The 21,030-nt window shown below is 24.6% G+C and carries 13 protein-coding genes; all 13 read left to right on the top strand.

All coding sequences use genetic code 4. The features are described from left to right. The first annotated feature begins 728 nt into the window (after positions 1–728). Positions 729–1,937, top strand: coding sequence for a substrate-binding domain-containing protein (locus tag T403_RS0101620; RefSeq protein ID WP_033161081.1), 1,209 nt, complete (start codon positions 729–731; stop codon positions 1,935–1,937). Positions 1,938–2,001: 64 nt separating this feature from the next. Further along, entirely contained in the window at positions 2,002–3,549 is a 1,548-nt protein-coding gene (locus T403_RS0101615) for a sugar ABC transporter ATP-binding protein (RefSeq protein WP_033161080.1), read from the top strand. After that, a complete protein-coding gene (locus T403_RS0101610) occupies positions 3,542–4,813 on the top strand; it encodes an ABC transporter permease subunit (RefSeq protein ID WP_051619050.1) in 1,272 nt (423 codons plus the stop codon). The genes T403_RS0101615 and T403_RS0101610 overlap by 8 nt, the downstream gene beginning before the upstream one ends. 241 nt (positions 4,814–5,054) lie before the next feature. Continuing rightward, a complete protein-coding gene (parE, locus tag T403_RS0101605; protein ID WP_033161079.1) occupies positions 5,055–7,013 on the top strand; it encodes a DNA topoisomerase IV subunit B in 1,959 nt (652 codons plus the stop codon). Next, positions 7,003–9,588, top strand: coding sequence for a DNA topoisomerase IV subunit A (gene parC, locus T403_RS0101600; RefSeq protein WP_084273839.1), 2,586 nt, complete (start codon positions 7,003–7,005; stop codon positions 9,586–9,588). The genes parE and parC overlap by 11 nt, the downstream gene beginning before the upstream one ends. A gap of 31 nt (positions 9,589–9,619) precedes the next feature. Further along, positions 9,620–12,394: an OppA family ABC transporter substrate-binding lipoprotein gene (locus T403_RS0101595; RefSeq protein WP_033161077.1), complete on the top strand. Its 2,775-nt coding sequence runs from the start codon at positions 9,620–9,622 to the stop codon at positions 12,392–12,394. Between the two features lie 194 nt (positions 12,395–12,588). Further along, on the top strand, positions 12,589–13,758 hold the full coding sequence (locus T403_RS0101590; RefSeq protein WP_051619048.1) for an ABC transporter permease: 1,170 nt from the start codon (positions 12,589–12,591) through the stop codon (positions 13,756–13,758). Continuing rightward, entirely contained in the window at positions 13,751–14,911 is a 1,161-nt protein-coding gene (locus tag T403_RS0101585) for an ABC transporter permease (protein ID WP_033161076.1), read from the top strand. The genes T403_RS0101590 and T403_RS0101585 overlap by 8 nt, the downstream gene beginning before the upstream one ends. Position 14,912: 1 nt before the next feature. Next, positions 14,913–15,956, top strand: a complete 1,044-nt coding sequence (locus T403_RS0101580) for an ABC transporter ATP-binding protein (protein ID WP_156933537.1) — start codon at positions 14,913–14,915, stop codon at positions 15,954–15,956. Then, on the top strand, positions 15,949–18,324 hold the full coding sequence (locus T403_RS0101575) for an ATP-binding cassette domain-containing protein (RefSeq protein WP_033161074.1): 2,376 nt from the start codon (positions 15,949–15,951) through the stop codon (positions 18,322–18,324). The genes T403_RS0101580 and T403_RS0101575 overlap by 8 nt, the downstream gene beginning before the upstream one ends. Then, entirely contained in the window at positions 18,308–18,736 is a 429-nt protein-coding gene (locus tag T403_RS0101570) for a hypothetical protein (protein ID WP_033161073.1), read from the top strand. The genes T403_RS0101575 and T403_RS0101570 overlap by 17 nt, the downstream gene beginning before the upstream one ends. A gap of 142 nt (positions 18,737–18,878) precedes the next feature. Then, on the top strand, positions 18,879–19,991 hold the full coding sequence (gene pdhA, locus T403_RS0101565; RefSeq protein ID WP_033161072.1) for a pyruvate dehydrogenase (acetyl-transferring) E1 component subunit alpha: 1,113 nt from the start codon (positions 18,879–18,881) through the stop codon (positions 19,989–19,991). Beyond that, a complete protein-coding gene (locus tag T403_RS0101560; RefSeq protein WP_084273833.1) occupies positions 19,991–20,989 on the top strand; it encodes an alpha-ketoacid dehydrogenase subunit beta in 999 nt (332 codons plus the stop codon). Before pdhA ends, T403_RS0101560 begins: the two co-directional genes overlap by 1 nt. Positions 20,990–21,030: the final 41 nt, after the last annotated feature.

Raw genomic sequence — 21,030 nt, 5'->3', positions numbered from 1 at the left:
TTATTTTTTTTTATTTAGTTTTTAATAATTTACAAATTAATCAAAATATCGCGAAAATTTAAAAAAATAAAATATTGTTGCAAATTTGAAAATAATTTAAAAAATTAAAAATTCTATTTTTAACAAATAAATAGTTTATAAATTAAAAATTTACAAAATAAAAAATACAAAATTATTTTTTTTATATTAATGCAATAATCAATTTTGTATTTTTTAAATGTTTTATTTAACTTAATAAAATATATTTTGTTATTTATTTTTTTTAATAATATTTATTGTTCAATAAAATAATCAATAAAAAAAATCAACTATATTTTTACATAATTTTTTAATTTTTTTATTTTCATTTTTATTATTTTTTCTTTTTTTATGTTTACGCTTTAAAATATCTTTTTCCATTTTGTATACCCTCTTTTTTATACATGGAAAAACAATTGTAACAAAAAAAATATAAAAAAGAAATATTTTTTTTAAAAAACAAGCAAAAAAGCGAAAAATGTTTATTTTTTCACTTTTTTGCTTGTATATTTCCATCTATTTTAGAGATAAATGAAAAAAGATATTTTAAAACAAATTAATTGTACACTATTTTTTAAAAATTAAAAATATTTTTTTTATTTTTTTTTATAAATAAGCAAAAATCAAAGATAAATTTTTCATTTTTTCAATTTCCTTGTAAAAAAAAAAAAAAAACTATTATTTAACAAAAAAAGGAATTATTTAAATAAATGAAGAAAATTAAATTTTTATCTGTAGCAATATTGCCTATTGCGGCAATTACGACTGTTGTTTCATGTAGTAATAATACTTCATCAAACACAACAAAAACAGCAATAACTGCAAAATCACCAAGAATTGCATTAACTGATCCTGAAAATCCAAGATGAGTTCAAGCACAAGAAAAATTTTTAGCTAATTTTGATTCCTTAAATCAAGGAGCTGCGGCTCTTTTAGCAAAAACACAAACAGAACAAAATGCTTGATTAGATACAGCTATTTCAGCTGGGACTGAAGGTCTTATTATTGGTTCAATTAATGGTGAACAATTAGGAAATCAATTGAGAGCAGCTAAAAATAAAAAAATTCCAGTAGTAGCTTATGATAGATTGATTAAAGGAACTTCTGATTACGATTGATATTTAACATATGATAATTCAAAAGTAGGAACAATTCAAGGTTTATCACTTGCAAGTAGTTTATTAGGAAAAGAAGGTGAAATTTTTAAAACCGCTGGTGAAGCGGTTGCTTATTTAAAACAACATCCATTAACAGAAAATAAAATTGTTTTATTAATGGGTGGGGCACTTAGTGATAATAATGCTAAATTATTTTTTAATGGAGCAATGGATGTTATTAATAAACTAATAAATGAAACTAAAAATTCACAATTTAAAATTATGATCAAAGGAAGAGAAAGTGTTGAACAAGTTCTTCAAAATGATTGAGATTATACTGAAGGTCAAAATAGATTATCTGCTTCTATTACAGCATTAACTAGTGATGAAAAACTACAAATTAGAGGAATTTTAGCTCCTAATGATGGTATGGCGCAAGCAGCTGTTGCTTCATTAAAAGCTAATGGAGTTGATGCGAAAAAAGTTTATATAACTGGACAAGATTTTAATGATTACATTAAACCATTAATTAAAAATGGAGAAGTAAATATGACTATTTATAAACCAGATAATGAACTTTCATTCGCTTCTATTGCATTATTAAATATTCTAATTGCTGAAAATAAAAAAACAGATGGACAAACTAAATTAACAACAGAACAAATTTTTGAACAAGTAAAAACACAATTTGAAACTAAATTTTCAGGAAAAACAATGACTTTAGATTTAGAACAATATAAAAAGACTGACACAGAAAGTGTTTTCACTATTTTACTAACTCCACAAGCAGTAACTAAAGCGAATATTGACAGTTTTAATTAAAAGAAATAAAAAACAGAATAAATCAAAATATTAATATTTATTCTGTTTTTTAAAAGGTATTAATTTGAAAAATCAGAATCTTTTAATTCTTAAAAATATTACAAAACAATATGGTAATACTCATGCTCTTAAAGACGTTAGTTTTACCATACCTAAAGCAGAAGTTAGTTGTTTAGTTGGAGAAAATGGAGCTGGTAAAAGTACATTATTAAAAATTTTATCAGGTGTAATTCCTTATGGGCAATATCAGGGTGAATTAATTTTTAAAGATCAAAAAAGAGAATTTAAAACTATTAAAACATCTGAAAAAGCAGGAATTGCCATAATTCATCAAGAGCTATCAATTTCACCTCATTTGTCAATTTGTGAGAATATTTTTATTGGTGATTATATTTCTAAATTCGGTGTTATTAACTGGAATTTAATGTATAAAAAATGTAAAAAATATTTAGATATGGTTGGTTTAAAAGAAGATCCTTCTACAATAGCAGGTACTCTTAGTGTTGCTAAACAACAAATGGTAGAAATTGCGAAAGCTTTATCAAAAAAAAGCGATCTAATAATTTTAGACGAACCTACTAGTTCTTTAAATGATGAAGATAGTTTCAAGCTTTTAAACATCATGAAAGATCTAAAAAAAGAAAACATCACCTCAGTTTTTGTTTCACATAAATTAAATGAAGTACAATATGTTTCTGACAATATTATCGTTATAAGAGATGGTGAATTTATTTCACAATATTCAAAAAAAGAACAAAAAATAACTGAAAAGCAATTAATTAAAGATATAGTGGGAAGATCGCTTGAATCTAAATTTCCACCTAAAAATCCAGATCGTAAAATTGGTGATGTTGTATTTGCTCTAGAAAATATTACTATCAATCATAAAACTAGGCCGAATTATGAAATTGTAAAATCTTCATCACTAAATGCACGAAAAGGTGAAATAGTAGGTCTTTCAGGTTTGGTTGGTTCTGGAAGAACAGAGTTAATGTTATCTATTTTTGGAAATTATTATAACAACATCTCAAGTGGAAAAGTTTTAATAAATAATAAAGAAAAATACTTTAAAAATCCCAAAGATGCGATTAAAAACGGCTTAATGTATGCTAGCGAAGATCGAAAAGAATTGGGTCTTATTCAAATGTTTTCAATAGCAAATAATATTAGTTCTGCTTCTTTACATCTTTATTCAAAATTAGGTATTTTGAACAAAAATAAAGAAAATATCAACATTTTTGACAAAAAAGAGAAGATAAAAATTAAAACTGATGATGTTCTAAAAGAGGTATCATCACTTTCAGGAGGTAATCAACAAAAAGTTGTTATTGCAAAAGCGTTAACTACTAATTTTGACATTTTAATTATTGATGAACCTACCAAAGGAATTGATATTGGATCTAAATATGAAATATATTCAATTTTATTTGATTTAGCAAATAAAGGTAAAACTATTATTGTTATTTCATCGGAAATCGAAGAATTACTTGGTATAACTGACCGAATTTTTATTATGTCACATGGCAAAATTAAAGGCGAAATAGAAACCAAGTATGCAAATTCAGAAAAAATAATGCAAATTAGCATTGGGCAAGGAGGTAGAGATGAATAAATTAATAAATAGCTTATCAGAAATAAGAAATAAATTTTCTTATTTTAAAAAGGAAAGTTTAAATAAATATAAAAATTTTGTTCAAAAAACAAAATTAAATTATGTTTTTGATCATATTAAAAAATTTTCAATGGCATATATTTTGCTGATAATTTTTTTCTCATTTGGAATTCGTGATCCTGAACTTTTTCGTCCAGATCAAATCATAAATTTACTTAAATCTAATATTTATATTTGAGTTTTAAGTTTAGGAATGCTATTAATAATAATAGCTGGCCATATTGATTTATCTGTAGGAACGTTTTTAGGTTTTTTAGGAGTAATATCGGTTCCTTTATATAACAAAATAGGCGATTCATTAGGTTCTGTTATTTTAGTAATATTCATAACCATTTTGTTAGGAGCTTTATTTGGACTAGCTCAAGGTTTATTAATTGGTTATGGAAAAATACCAGCATTTGTTGTAACTCTGGGAGGACTTTTATTATTTAGAGGTTTACAGTTAGTTGTAACAAATGGAGCAACTTTTAATATAACTAATGGTTTTGATTCTTATTATGTACAATTTGTTATTGGTTCAGTACCTGATATTAGAATAAATAACTCTTTTTCGATATTTTCATTTTTATTCTTTGTGGTTGTAACAGTAATAGTTGTTTTATTAAGAATTTTTGGTAGATTAAACAAAAAGAAATTTGGACTAAAAATACAAAACTTTATTTTGTTTATTATTAGCCAAATAGTAACAGTAATTATATTTTTAGCGATGGGTCTGATCATTGCATTAAGTACTTCAGGAATGCAATGATTTATCCTTTATTCAATAATATTAATTATTTTATTTGTATTTTTAACACAAAATACAACATTTGGTAGATCTATTTATGCAATGGGAGGAAATAAAAAAGCAGCAGCATTAAGTGGTATTAACATCAAAAGAAATACAACAATTATCTTTGTAATTATGGGAGCTTTAATTGGTTTTGGATCAATAATTTTTACAGCAAATGTAAATTCAGCAGCTTCTGGAATTGGGGAAGATTTTGCTCTTAATGTAATTAGTGCTGTTTATATTGGAGGAGCTTCAGTTTCAGGAGGTATAGGAACTGTGCTTGGAACTATTATTGGAGCTGGATTATTGCAAACAATCGATCAAGCTATGAGGATAGCTAATTCTTCAGTTGCAATTCAAAATATTATCAAAGGAATTATTTTAATTGCCGCTGTTGGTTGAGATGTATTTTCTAATCGAAAAACACGTTAAAAAATAAATTTTTCTTTTTACATTTTATTTTTCATATTTTTTTATTTAAATACTAAGTACATTAATAAAAATTTGTTCAAACAAATTTAAACTGTATTTAGTATTTTTTAATTAAAAACACAAATGAAAAAAAATTTTATCAAAAAATCAATAATAAAATAATTTTTTTAAACACATTTTATTAAATAAATATTATAATTTTAAATTAAATATTCAAAAAATTTAGGATGAGATTTTAATTATGCTAGATAAAAAAAACAATAATTACAACGCCGATAGTATTAAAGTTCTTCGAGGACTTGAAGGGGTTAAAAAAAGACCAGGAATGTACATTGGTTCAACAGATGAAAAAGGATTGCATCATTTATTATGAGAAATAGTGGATAATGCTGTTGATGAATCATTAGCTGGTTTTGCTAATTATATAACAGTAATTATTAAAAAAGATGGTTCAATTATTGTAGAAGATAATGGACGGGGAATTCCTGTTGATATAAACAAAGAAACTAATTTATCTGGCGTAGAGCTTGTTTTTACAGAATTACATGCAGGAGCTAAATTTAATGAAGGAGCTTATAAAACTTCAGGTGGTCTTCATGGAGTTGGATCATCAGTTGTAAATGCTTTATCTAAATTCATAAATGTTACAATTTGACAAAATGAAAAAGAGTATTTTACATGTTTTGAAAATGGTGGCTATATTAAACAAAAAACTACTTTTGTTAAAAAAACAAATAAAAAAGGAACATTAGTTCATTTTTTACCTGATTATGAAATTTTTAAAAATAGCCAATTTTCTTTTGAAATTATTAGTGAAAGATTAAGAGAAACTTCTTTTTTATTAAAAAATGTCAAAATTTCTTTGATTGACGAAAAAACAAATCAGCATGAACTTTATAGTTATGAAAATGGTCTTAAAGCTTTTATAGAATTTGTTAATGATTCTAAAACTATAATCCAGGATCAAATAGCGACTTTTAAAGATAATAAAACTTTAATTTATGTTGAATTTGGTTTTCAATACACTGATAGTTATAGTGAAAATATTATTTCATTTGTTAATAATGTTAAAACTAATGATGGCGGAACACATGAAATAGCTGCAAAAAGTGCATTTACAAAAGTTTTTAATGAATATGCACAAGAAAAAAACATTTTAAAAAATAAAAATGTTTTTGACGGTTCGGACATCCGAGAAGGCTTGACACTAATTTTATCATTAAAAATTCCAGAATCTATTTTAGAATTTGTTGGTCAAACTAAAAGTAAATTAGCTACTCAAGAAGCTAAATCTATTGTTGAAGAAATTGTTTATCGTGAATTAAAATTTTGACTTAATGAAAATAAAGATCAAACTTTAAAAATTATTGATAAAATCAAACGTTCTTACGAAATAAGATTAGCAGCTAGACAAGCTAAATTTGAAAATAAAAAAACTAAAAGTGTTTTAAAAGACAAAAAAAATTTATCTGGTAAATTAACTCCAGCTCAAAGTAAAAACCCAAAAGAAAAAGAATTATTTTTAGTTGAAGGTGATTCTGCTGGTGGAAGCGCTAAACTTGGAAGAGATAAAAAAATTCAGGCTATTTTACCTCTAAAAGGGAAAGTTATTAATGCTGAAAAATCTAAATTTATTGATATTATCAAAAATGATGAAATAACCACAATTATTAATGCGATTGGCGCTGGAGCTGGTAAAGATTTTAATTTAAAAAATTGCCAATATAATAAAATTATTATCATGACTGATGCTGATACAGATGGCGCTCATATCCAAATTTTGCTTTTAACTTTTTTATATCGTTATATGAAAGAGTTAATTGAAAATGAAATGGTTTATATTGCACAACCGCCATTATATAAAATCACTTTAAAAAATAAAAAAGAAGTTTTATATGCTTGAAATGAACAAGAATTAAAAGAAATTTCTTTAAAATATAAAAATTTTGAATTACAAAGATATAAAGGTTTAGGAGAGATGAATTCGGAACAATTATGAGAAACAACTATGAATCCCAATACTAGAACTTTAATTAAAGTGTCGATTGATGATGCAATTTTAACAGAGAGAAAAGTTTCAATTTTAATGGGTGATAAAATTGAAATGAGAAAAAAATGAATTAATAAAAATGTTGATTTCAATATGAATGATAATTTTAAAGTTCAATTAAAAGAGGATGAAAATAATAATGAAATATAAAGATTTTCTAAATAAATCTCTTAATGATGTAATCTCTTCAAGATTCGCTAGATATTCTAAATATGTAATTCAACAAAGAGCACTTCCCGATGCTAGAGATGGTCTTAAACCTGTTCAAAGAAGAATTTTATATTCAATGTGAGAATTAAATTTAAAGCATGATAAACCGTTTAAAAAATCAGCAAGAGTTGTTGGGGATGTAATAGGTAAATATCACCCTCATGGTGATTCATCTATTTATGAAGCGATGATTAGAATGGGCCAAGAGTGAAAAATGAATAGCCCTTTAATCGAAATTCATGGAAATAAAGGTTCAATTGATGATGATCCTGCCGCTGCTATGCGTTATACAGAAGCAAGATTATCTCCTATAAGTAGTTTATTATTAGAATCGCTGAATAAAAATACTGTTGATTTTATTCCTAATTTTGATGATACTGAAACAGAACCAGTTATTTTACCTTCATTAATACCTAATTTACTTTTAAATGGCTCAAAAGGAATAGCTTCAGGATTTGCAACAGAAATCCCTCCTCACAATTTAGGCGAAATAATAGATGCTGCTATTGAAAAAATCAAAAATCCTTTTATTGAAATAAGGAAATTATTTAAAATTATTAAAGGTCCTGATTTTCCTACAGGAGCGATTATTTATGATACAAATGGTATTTATGATGCTTTTGAAACTGGACAAGGTAGAGTAACATTAGTAAGTAAATATAATATTATTGATAAAAATGATCGCAAAGCGATTGAAATAACAGAAATCCCCTATGGAGTAATTAAATCAAAATTAGTAAAAGAAATTGATGAGATTTGCATTGACAAAATGATTGATGGAATAAAAGAAGTTATAGATCAATCAGATCGAAATGGAGTTTCTATTTTAATTGAATTAGAAAAAGATGCTAAAATAAATTCAATTTTAAATTATTTACTAAAGAAAACTGAGATGCAAATTTACTATTCATATAATTCAGTTGCTATTGAAAATAATAGCCCAAAATTAATGAGTTTAAATGATATGCTAAATTCATACATTAAGCATATCAAAGATTTTAAAACTAAAGAATTGAAATATCAATTAAAACTTGATCAAAAAAGATATGAAATAGTAAATGCGCTTATAAAAGTAGCGGATATAACTGATGAAGTTATTAAAATTATTAGAAATTCTGATAATTCAAAAAAAGGTGTTACAGAAGCTTTAATAAAACATTTTAATTTTAGTGAAAACCAAGCGCTAGCAATTGCTGAAATGCAACTATATCGTTTGTCCAAAATTGATCAACAATTGTACATTAAAGAAAAAAATGATTTAGATATAAAAATTAAAGAAAGTGAAAAACTTTTAAATAACGAACAAGACTTTAATAATTTTTTAATTCAAAAATTATTAGAAATTAAAAATAAATTTGCAACTCCAAGAAAAACACAAATTATTAATCAAGAATTTAAAATTGAAATGAAAGTTGATGAACTAATTAAAAAAGAGGATTTTTATTTAGGGATATCAAAAGATGGTTATATTAAAAAAATTAGTTTAAAAAGCTTTAATTCCAATAAAGTTGAAAGTTATTTATTAAAAGAAAATGATGCACTTATTTTTTTAGCAAAAGTAAATTCACTTAATAAATTATTACTTTTTACTCAAGAAGGGAAATATATTTATTTACCTTTATATAAAATAGAAGAAAACAAATGGAAAGATTTTGGTCATCATATTAATGATTTTGTTTTATTAAAATCTAATGAAAAAATTATAAAAGCAATAGTTGTTGATGATTTTGATTTAAAAAAATATTTAGTTTTCGTTACTGCTAATGGAATTGGAAAAAAAGTCTTACTTAAAAATTTTGAAGTCTCAAGATTTAACAAACCAATGCAAGCTATCAAATTGAAAAATTCGCTTGATTATTTAGTTGATGTTAAAGTTAGTGACAATTATAAAAATATTATAATTTTAAGCTCGGAATTTAAAGTAGTTAAATATAGTGAATTAGAAATTCCTGTGTACAATACTTCAGCTTCTGGAGTTAGTTTAATTAACTTACCAAAAAATGAAAAAGTTTTATCCTTTGAATTAACTGAAGATAACGAAACTATTTATTTTTATTCTAATAATGCATATTTTAAAAAACTTAAATCCTCACTAATTAGTTATACAAATAAAAATAATCAAGGAAAACAAATTTTTAATTTAAATAAAAATATTGATTTACCTAACATTAATATATTTTCAACTATTGAAAAAGATTTTAAATTTTATCTTTTTAATAAAGATAATAAAATATTATTTTTAAATTCAATTGATATAAATTCAAATTTTAATAGTAAAAATTTTGATTTTAAATATTTAAAAGAAGAAATTTTCTACACAAACCATCTAGAAAATAACATTATAACTTCATCAATTGAGGATTCGCAAAACGATCCCTTAAAAAGTAAACCATTTGAATTTAAAACAAAAAATAATACAATTAAAGAAAAAACCAGAATGGAAAATTTAGAAGAAAAACTTAAAAAAGTCGATGAATTAGATTTAGATAGCATTTTAAAAAAATTTAATAAATAAAAATCTTAATATAAAAAACGAAAGGAAAAATATGAAAAAGAAAAATAAAAAAAATTTATTTTTATTTTTAACAACAATAGCAACATTAACTCCACTTAGCATTGTTTCTTGTTCTCGATTAATCGAACCTGAATTAAATAGAAATGAATTATCATTTTATATAAATGCAGCAACTACAAATATAAATAAATTTTCATTAGATTATGGAATAAGACTAGCAACTAACACTTCACAAGATAGTTATCTGTTATCTCCTACTTCATTTTTAGTTAAAGCTTTTGAAAATGAAACAGTTTATCAAACTGGTAATGTTCAAAAAACAAATAATAATGAATATACAGAACCTGAATATACCGTTAAATCTGCTACACATACATTTTATCGTTTTGCTGCAAGTGAAAAAATTATTGTAACAGCAAATGATGATACTAAATACATTTTTGATAATGATGATCATGAAATCATTCCTGAAAATGTTAATAATTTACCAACATTAACATTAAAATCAAATAATAAAAAATCTATCAATAGTGATTTTTTTATTGAAAAATTAGCAAATGCCAAAAAATTGCAATTTGTAATTAAAAAAGATATACCATGAATGCATTATGATGGAAAAAAATCAAAATATAATATTAAACCATTAGATTTTTATTATGGATGAATGAGAACTTTATTGTCAGAAAGTAAATATAGAAGGGCAAATGGAGGAACTAAGGAAATAGATGATAAAATTATCGCTAGTGGAAATTTAGGTACCCAGAATATATTTAATGATGATTCAGCATTGCATAATATTTATCTTTTAGATATATTTGGAATTGATAAAGAATCTATTAGAAAACAAGATAAATATTTAACATCATATGATGATAGTGATGATAAAGCTGTTACTTTTTATGCAGATGGTAAAGCAATTTTCAATGATTTTATTGATAAATTAGTGATTGATAGTACTTTTTTTGCTCCAGCTCCTAGCGCTTTTATTGAAGAAAAAAATGAACAAGAAAACAAAGAAATTAATTCAACAGGTTTAGCTAAAAAATATGGAATTTATTGATATGCAAATGATTTTGAAAAAAATCTATTATATAGTTCAAGATACTTACCTAGTTATACTTCTTTTAATCGTCGTGAATTTACTAGAAATAAATATTATAGTGAAAATGGCTGAGGCGATCCTGAAAGAGAAAGTAAATCCATAAAAAAAATAATTGAAAAATATAATTCATACCCTGATGCAACACAATTTTCAAATGCAATGTTTAATAACTATCTAGAGGACTCAAAAAGTATTTTAAGCTCTTCGGAATATAATACCTTATCTTTAACTGATAAAGGTATTATTAATAATAATGCAAATGAAATTCGTTATATTTCAACAAAAGATAAAAATCAACTCAAAAGAACTTATACTTTCTTATATTCACCAGGGCCTATGAATTATTTAACTGATGCGAAAAATTTTGATGGTGGAACCGTCGCTAAAAAATGATACTTTAATGAAAACTATGCAAAATTAATTTACAATAGCTCACTAAAAGATTTACAAGAAGGAAAATTAATAGTTTCTAGCAACGCTTTAAATAATCATAGTTTAGGATTTAGAACAATTTTAGATGCTGCATTTAATAGTTATGCGCATGCAAAAAATAAAAATCCTTCATTAGAACCATGAATTTCTTTTGCTCCACCTGATAATAAAATAGGTGGTAAAGATGAAGTTACTAACGATAAAAAAACATTTAGAGATTATAATGATGAATTAAATAAAACAGTTGCTATAAATCATAAAGGTGAAATTTTTTATACTAAAACTTTAGAACAAGAAAAAGAACATTATTTAAAAAATATTAACAATTCAGAAAATCAGTATTTAGCTCCAAGATTTAATGAGCTTCAAAAAGCAATGAAAGAGTTATTAGATGATTTTTATGCTAAAAATAATTTAGCTAACACTGAAAAAATTGAATTTTATATAAATAATAGATTTAGAAATGAAAATGCTGCATCTATCAATGCAATTGAACAAATTGCAAAAGTATATGAAAAGTTAGATTCAAGAATTAAAATAAATTTAATAAGCCAGTTTACTGGTCAAGATTTTTTCAATATCTTAGTTAAAAATTATGGTACTGTTAAATTTTCAGGTTGAAACGCTGATTATGATGGAGCTGGAACATTTTTAGATGGATTGCAATATTATGGATCATTATTAACAATATCTTCAAACTTAGCTCAACAAAAAGAAGATAGTCAATTAGCTAAAAATTTCCCTGAATTTTATAAATATTCTAAAAAATTAAAAGCGCATTTTGATGAACTAAAAGCTAAAAGCGCTAATAAAGCTTATTTATTCACTGATTTTGATAATTGAAAAAATGCAAGAAATTTAAGTGATTATGAAATAAGAAGCTTATCTTATTACGAAGCTGAAAAAAAAGATGATAATGAAACTTTTGGTTCAATTAAACTTTTAGATCAAAATGGTAAACTAGTTGATAAATTAGAAAATAAACAATTGTTCTTTTCTAAAGAATTTGAAATTAGTAAAGAAACTAATAAAAAAACATTTATTGATTATAAGCCACATGGAACTAATGAGCCAAAAGATTTTATAACAAAGCCAACATTTGAAATTAATGGAAAACTTTATTTTGATGAAACATATGAAAAAACTTTTCAAATTAATGGAAAATCAGTTAAAAAAGTTTACAGTCATAAAAGAAATAAATGAGTTGATCCTAAAGAAGAAGTGGATATTTCTGGATTAGTGTCAATTTTTAACTTAAAATATCAAAAATAATTAACAAATGATGAAATTATTAAATTATTTAATGAATTAACATTATTAATCGGGAAAAATCACTATGGACTTTCTACAACTTCTAAAGTTCCTATTACTTTCCATGCAAAAGAAAGACTAAATATTCCATTAAATGAAGAATTTGGATATTTACCACTTGGACATATTACAATTAAAAAGGAGAATAAAAAATAATGATTAAATATTTTATTAAACGTTTATTTTTAGCAATTATTACTTTTTTAATCATTATTTTTATGGTTTATTTAATTCAAGCAGGTTTTGGTAAAAATCCTTTTGTTACAGCTGATATAAGTGAAGGTTCTAGAAATTCAAAAGAAGCTGAAGAAGCTGCGCTAAAATTAGCTAGCAGTCATGGATTTGATTTAAATCCCTTTTCAAGATTTTTTATTTGATTTAAAAAATTCTTTTTCGAAGGAGATGTTGGAATAATTTATGGAAAAGAAAATGAATTTAGCAAAAATATTCCAAAATTATTTTTTGAACCTTTAAAATGAACAATTATTGTCTCTTTACCTAGTTATTTTTTAAGCATATTATTAGGAACAATTTTAGGAACAGTAGCAGCTTATAATCGTAATAAATGACCTGATTCAGTAATTGCTACTTTTGTAAGTATTTTTATTGCACTTCCTTCATTTATAATAGCACCAGTTTTAATTTTAATCTTTTCAAAACTCGGATTACCTTTTGAATTTAAAGATCCACGTGATAACTTTGGTTATACAACATTTTTATCACTAATTACTCCAATAGTTGTATATACACTAGGTTCATTAGCTGGTTATACACTATTCATTAGAAATCAAATAGTTGGAATTTTAAATTCTAACCAAGTATTAATAGCAAAAGCGAAAGGTTTATCTAATTTTACAATTTTTAGAAAACACGTTTTAAGAAACGCTTCTATTATTTTAGTAGGTGGACTAATTCTTTCGTATATTGGACTTTTAAGTGGTTCTATATTACTCGAACGTTTTTTTAGAATACCAGGATCATCAAACTTAATAATTGAATATACATCATCAGGTGAAATTAATGTTATTATGTTTTCACTTGTATTCTATACAGGTTTAACACTTTTTACAATGATTATAGCTGATATGTCATTCGTTTGAATGGACCCAAGAATTAAATTTGGTCTAGCAGCTAATTCTAATTCAATTTTTACAAGATTAAAAAATCACTTGATAAGAGTAAATACTTTAAAAATGAATCAAGTAAATTTTGCTAATAATTTATCACAAGATAAAACTATTGAAGCAGATGAAGATTTAGATGAAGGATATAGTGATAATTTAGAAATGGATATTAATGAAAAAAAGGAGAAAGATAATGAATAAAAATAAAAATGATTTAATTTTCTCTTCAGTAGACAAAGAATTATTAAAACTTTCTGGAATTAATAAAGATCTTTTATTGAATTCATTAACTGTTGGAAAACCACGAAAAGTTTTTATTGATATTGTCAAGCGTTTTATTCAAAATAAAGTAGCTATGATTGCTTTTTTCATCTTTTTAGCTCTTATCTTAACAGCTATAATATCATGAGCGGTTTCTCCTTTTTCAACAAATAAACCAATTAGCAAAGTATCTTCTTCACTAATAACTAATTTAAGACCAAGTTTTGAAGGGGTTATTGATTTTAGTATTGATACTGATAAACTTAATATTATTTCTAGCAAACATCCTGAATTATTAAATGGAATTGAACCTAAATATATAGCCCCTAATGAGTGAATTATTAAAACTAATCCTTATAAATTGATTGATGTTTTAAGCGAAGAAAAAGAAACTGTTTCTGCTTATTTTGGAACTGATGCATACGGAAGAGATATTTGACTTAGAACATGAGTTGGAACATTAAATGCTTTAGGTATAGCTTTTGCAATAGCAATTATTGAAACAATTATCGGAGTTGTAATAGGAGCTTATTTAGGGTTTAATGCTGGTAAAAAAATTGATACTTATGGTTATCGTTTATTAGAAATTTTCTCCTCAATCCCATGAATTATTTTATTTATTATTTTAATTAATATTTTAGGAACAACTCCTTTATCATTAATTTTAATTATTTCACTAACAGGATGAACATCAGCTGCTGATACAACAAGAAGCTTTACAATTTCAGTTAAAGATGAAGAATATGTAACAGCATCAAAAGCAATAGGGGCTTCTAATTTTAGATTAATTTTTAGCCATATTTTACCTGCTATCGCTGGTAAACTTGCTAATTCATTTGTTTTAAGAATTACCCAAGGAATTTTAATTGTTTCAGCTGTAGCCTTTTTAGGATTTATTAACGAAGGTGTTGAATCTGCTCCAAATTTAGGATTGATAATTACTTCTTCAACAACATTATTAAATTCTAATCCTTGAGCATTAGCTTTTCCAGCTTTAATTCTTCTAACAATAGCTTTATCATTAAGATTTATAGCTTTAGGCTTCCATGATGCACTTGATGCAACTATTTCTCACAAAAAAGGAGCAGCTTAAGATGCAAGAATTAATTTTAGAAGTTAAAAATTTAAAAGTAAGTATTAAAGAAAAAAAGAAAATAATTCAAATTATTAGAGGAATAGACCTAGAATTAAAGCAAGGACAAATTGTTGGACTAGTAGGCGAATCTGGTTCTGGAAAAACTATAAGTTCAAAAGCACTAATGGGGTTAAATAGCTATGCTTATACTAGTGCTGATTCAATGAAAATAATTGATATTGAAGCTAAAGATTTTAAAAAGGATAAACAATGAAGAGAAATTAGAGGAAAAAAAATTGGTTATATTCCTCAAGATCCTTTAACATCTTTAAATCCAACTAGAACAATTGGTAAACAATTATTAGATGTTTTAGTTAAAGATTCAAGATTTAAATCAAAAAGTGAAAAAATTAATTATTTAATTAATTTATTAGAAGGTTTTGGTATTCAAAATGCATCTAATGTTTTAAAACAGTATCCCCATACATTAAGTGGAGGGATGAAACAAAGAATTGTTATAGCGATGGTTATAGCACAAAATCCAAACATAATCATTGCTGATGAGCCTACTACTGCGCTTGATCCTACTGTTCAAGCTTCTGTTTTATCCTTATTTGATGAAATTAGAAAAAAAACTAATATTTCTATTATTTTTATTAGTCATAATATTTCTGTTATCGCTAAATTTTGTGATTATATTTATGTTTTATATGCTGGAAAAGTTATTGAAAAAGGAACTAGAGAAGATATTTTTACAAATCCCAAACATCCTTATACTTGAGCCTTAATAGCTGCTATTCCAGAAAATAAAGAAGAAAAATTATTAAATATTAAAGGAACTCCTCCAGATTTAACTAATTTACCAGTTGGCGATCCTTTTGCACCGCGTAATGATTTTGTTCTTGAAATTGATTTAATTAAAGAGCCACCTTTAATTCATATTGAAAATAATCATTGAGCAGCAACATGATTATTACACCCAGATGCTCCAAAAGTTGAAATTCCTTATGAAGTTCAAAAAAGATTAAAAATTTTTAAGGAGGTATTTTTAAAAAATGAATAAAAAAGTTGTTTTAAGTGTTAAAAACTTAAAAAAATATTTCCATAATAAAAATTCAATCACTAAAGCGATTGATGATTTATCTTTCGATCTTCACGAACAAGAAATTATAGGATTAATTGGAGAATCTGGTTCAGGTAAAACAACTGTAGGTAGAACATTAATTAGATTAATTGAAGATAATAATGGACAAATTATTGTAAATGATGAAATTATTACAGGTAAAACAATTTCAAAGAAAAAAAATCGTTTTTTAAGACAAAATGTTCAAATGATTTTTCAAGATCCTCATGCATCATTAAATCCACAAAAAAATATTTATTCAATTTTAAAAGAGCCTTTAAAAGTTAATAAAATTATCGATTCAAAATTAGCAGATATATTTACTGATTGAGAAGATGTAACTAATAATTTTAAATATGAATTTATCAAAAAATATCATAAAATTAAATTAGATAATTTAAATATTATTCACACTCAAGCTAATAATTATTTTTCTGACTGAAGATTTAAATTTAGAAAAATTAATTTCGATAAAATTTATTATGAAACAAATTCATACGAAGAAGTTTTTAATTCCTTTTATCTTTATGCAACTCAAAGAAGTTTTTATGAATCAAATACAATTAATGCTTTATATAAAAACTCATCTTTATTAATGAATTTTTATTTTGAAAAGCAAAAAGCTTATCGTGAAAAGAAATTTTCATTTGATGAAAAAGATTTATTAGAAACAAAAAAAGAATTAAAATATCGTAAAGATTTATTACATAATACTTTAGAAAATTACAATAAAAATCAAGTTTTAATTGAATTAAAAAATGATTATAATGAGCTAATTAAACAAGAAAAAGAAAATAAATATAATGCAAAAAAATATTTAAAAAACTTTATAAATCAATTTAAAAATGAAGCTGATTTAAATAAATATCAAGCTGATTTACAACATGATTTTTTAAATTACACAATTTTTTATAAAAAACATTTAGTTAATAAAAAAAGTCAAAATATTTTAAAACAAAAATATTTTAATAAAAACAAAAATTATGCTTTTAAAAATTTAGAATATTTATCAATTACTGAAATTGATCAATTGATAAATTATATTTTTAAATTTAATGATGATGTTTTACAAAAATATTCTAGCAAGCTTGTTAGAATTGAAAATGATGATAATTTAATCTCTTTATCATCAAAAGATGTGAAATTAAAAATTTATGATGAATATAATAATTTAGATTTAAGTGAATTTTTTGAAAAAGCTTTAGAAAATAAAGAAAATTTAAAAAATGATAAAGAAAATTTAAAAAACAAAATTGATAATTTATCAAAAGTAATTCAAAAACCTATATTTAATGAAAAAATAAATTTACTTTATTATCAATTGGCAGAGAAAAAATATCAAAAAGCTCAATGCGTTTTTAATCAAGAACTAGATAAATATTTATTACAATTTAACTCTTGATTAAAAGAAATTAAAGAATTAATCGCTAAAAAAGAAGCATATTCATTAAAAATTAAAGAAAAACAAAAAGAATTAGATTTTCACTTTTATAAAACGTATAATTCATTTTTAAATTGATTAAAAAATAAATTAATTAGTGAAAACAAAGATAAAAATACTATTTCAATAACAATTAAACATTATCAACAAAAAATTGATGAACAAAAAGAAAACTTTGCTAGATTCAACCAAGAAATGAAAGAAATTAATTCACTATATTATAGAATTTTATACTTATTAAGAATTCACAATAATAGTAAAAAAAGTTTTAAAACTAAATACTATATTAAAAAAATCTTATATAGTGAAAGTATTTTTAACATTTTAGAAGAAGTGGGACTTTTAAGACAATTTGTCTATCGTTATCCACATGAATTCTCAGGAGGACAAAGACAAAGAATTGTTATAGCAAGAGCACTTATTAGTGAGCCAAAAATTATTATCGCTGATGAACCAATTGCTTCACTTGATATTTCAATTCAAGCACAAATTGTTAATTTATTAAAAGAAATAGTGGCTAAAAAGAAAATATCAATGATTTTTATTGCTCATGATTTATCAATGATCGAATATGTAGCTGATAAAATTTTAATTATGCACTTAGGTAAAGTTGTAGAGCAAGGGAAAACTGAAGAAATTTATTCTAACCCTTTACATCCTTATACTATTAATTTATTTAATTCTATACCAAAGATTTCTAATGCTAATATCCCATTTAAGGCATTTAATTTTGAAAACCAATATTTAATTGAACAAGCTCAAAGTAAAAGTCCAGTTATTTATCAAAAAGTAAAAAATTCAGAATCACATTATGTACTTGGGACAACTGAACAATTAAGTAATTGATTAAATGAAAAAACAGAATAGTTTTAATCTAAAGAAATTTTGAAAAAAATATATTATTAAAAAGATAACGAAATATGATTATATTTTTATAATTTTTTGATTAGTTATTTTTTTAATATTATTTTTTTTATTAACATTTTCATTTAATACATTAAAATGACATCGTTCAGCAATAATTATTTCAGGTTTGAGCATAGTAAAATTAGCATTTACTTTGGTTTTAAGAGGGGGTTTATTCGAAACCTTTGGATTAAAAAATCAAATAAATAAATTAAATAAAGAAACTAGAAATAAGCAAGTAAATAACTTAAATTTAAATGATCAATTTGAAAATTATTATCAAAATAAAAAGCAAAAAACAAACTTAAATATTTTAATTGATTTGCTTATATTTTTAATTTTATTTATAATTTCCGCTCCTTTCGAATTTTAGTTAGTTTTTTTAAGTTTTTAAATGAATAATTTTGTATAATAAGAATGTAAGCATTATTTACACCTTATTATACTTTTTTATATTTCTTATTTTGAATATTATGTAAATAATGTTTATATTTTTTTAAAAAAAAGGAGAATTTATGGAATTTAAATTTGTTAAACCAAATCATGTAATGTTGACAAAAAAAGATTTAATTCGTTTTGTTGATATTGATGGAAACTGAATTAAATCAGTTGATAAATCATTTGATCCAAAATTATCAAAAGATGAATTAATCAAAGCTTATAAAACAATGGTTTTATCAAGACAACAAGATACTTATATGACACAACTTCAAAGACAAGGAAGAATGTTAACATTTGCACCTAACTTTGGAGAAGAAGCTCTACAAGTAGCATCTGCTATGGTATTACAAAAACAAGATTGATTTGTTCCTGCATTTAGATCAAATGCAACTATGTTATACATGGGAATGCCTATGAAAAATCAATTATTATACTGAAATGGTAATGAAAGAGGTAATGTAGTTCCTGAAGGAATTAATTTATTACCAATTAATATTCCAATAGGAACACAAACTTCACATGCAGCAGGTATTGCTTATGCTTCAAAATTAAGAGGAGATAAAGCTGTTTCTGTTTCATTTATTGGTAATGGTGGGACAGCTGAAGGTGAATTTTATGAAGCTATGAACTTTGCTTCAATTTGAAAATGACCAACAGTATTTTGCGTAAACAATAACCAATGATCAATTTCAACACCTGATCACTTAGAAACAGGTTCTGAAACTATTGCTGCAAAAGCACATGCAGCAGGTATTCCAGGGATTAGAGTTGATGGAAACGACTTTTTTGCTTCATATGTAGTAATGAAAGAAGCAGTTGAATTCGCTAGAGCTGGTAATGGTCCTGTTTTAGTAGAATTTATAACTTGAAGACAAGGTCCACATACAACTTCAGATAATCCAAGAATTTATAGAACTGAAGAAGTGGAAAAAGAAAATGAAAAATGAGAACCATTCCACAGATTTGAAAAATATCTCTTTGATCACAAATACTTAACCGAAGAAGAAAAAACAAAAATGTGAGAAGAAGCTCTTGAATATGTTAAAGAACAATATAATGAATCATTAAAAGAATTAAATGTTTCAATTGAAGAAATATTTGATCATACATATGAAACACTTCCAGAAGAATTAGAAGAACAAAAGCAAGAAGCTGTTGCATACTTTAAATCAAAGGAGGCTAAATAATGTCAGATAAAAAAATTGCTTTAAATAATATCGGTGCAGTTACAAATGCTCTTGATTTAATGATGGAAAAAGACAAAACTGTTGTTCTTTGAGGAGAAGATGCAGGTTTTGAAGGGGGAGTTTTTAGATCTACTGAAGGTTTACAAAAAAAACATGGTGTAGAAAGAGTATTTGACTCTCCTATTGCTGAAGCAGGTATTATGGGGGTTGCAATTGGTGCTGCTATTAATGGACTAAAACCAGTTGTTGAAATGCAATTCCAAGGATTTGCTTATCCAGCGTTCCAACAATTAATGACACACGCTGCTAGATATAGAAATAGAACTAGATCAAGAGTTACTATTCCTTTAGTATTAAGAATGCCTATGGCTGGAGGTGTTAGAGCTTTAGAACACCACTCCGAAGCAATCGAAGCTATGTTTGCTCATGTTCCAGGATTAAAAGTGGTTATGCCTTCTACTCCTTATGATACAAAAGGATTATTAATTGCTGCTATTAACGATCCAGATCCGGTTGTTTTCTTAGAACCTAAAAAAATCTATCGTTCATTTAAGCAAGAAATTCCAGAAGGAATTTATGAAGTGCCAATTGGAAAAGCTAATATTTTAGTTCCAGGAGAATCAATTACTGTTGTAACTTATGGTGCACAAGTTCACGAATGTTTAGCTGCTCTTAAAGAATTAAAAGAAAAACGTCCAGATATTAGTGTTGAATTAATTGACTTAAGAACAATTAAACCAATTGATACAGAAACAATTGTTGAATCATTTAAGAAAACAGGAAGATTATTAGTAGTTCATGAAGCTGTTAAATCATTCTCTGTTTCATCAGAAATTATTACAAGAGTTAATGAAAAAGCATTCGATTCAGCTTTAGCTCCTTTAGCTAGATTAACTGGATATGACATTACAGTTCCATTAGCTCGTGGTGAAAATTACCATGCTATTACAGCTGATAAAGTTGTAGCAAAAATTATCGAAGTTGTTGATTGAGAATAATTTTAATAATTTTTTTAATAAAAAAATAAATAAATAATATA

This window comes from Mycoplasma collis ATCC 35278, from assembly GCF_000701825.1.
Taxonomy (GTDB): Bacteria; Bacillota_I; Bacilli_A; order Mycoplasmatales; family Metamycoplasmataceae; genus Mesomycoplasma_A; species Mesomycoplasma_A collis.
The sequence above is the reverse complement of the archived record's forward strand: the minus strand, read 5'-3'. Positions and strand labels throughout refer to the sequence as shown.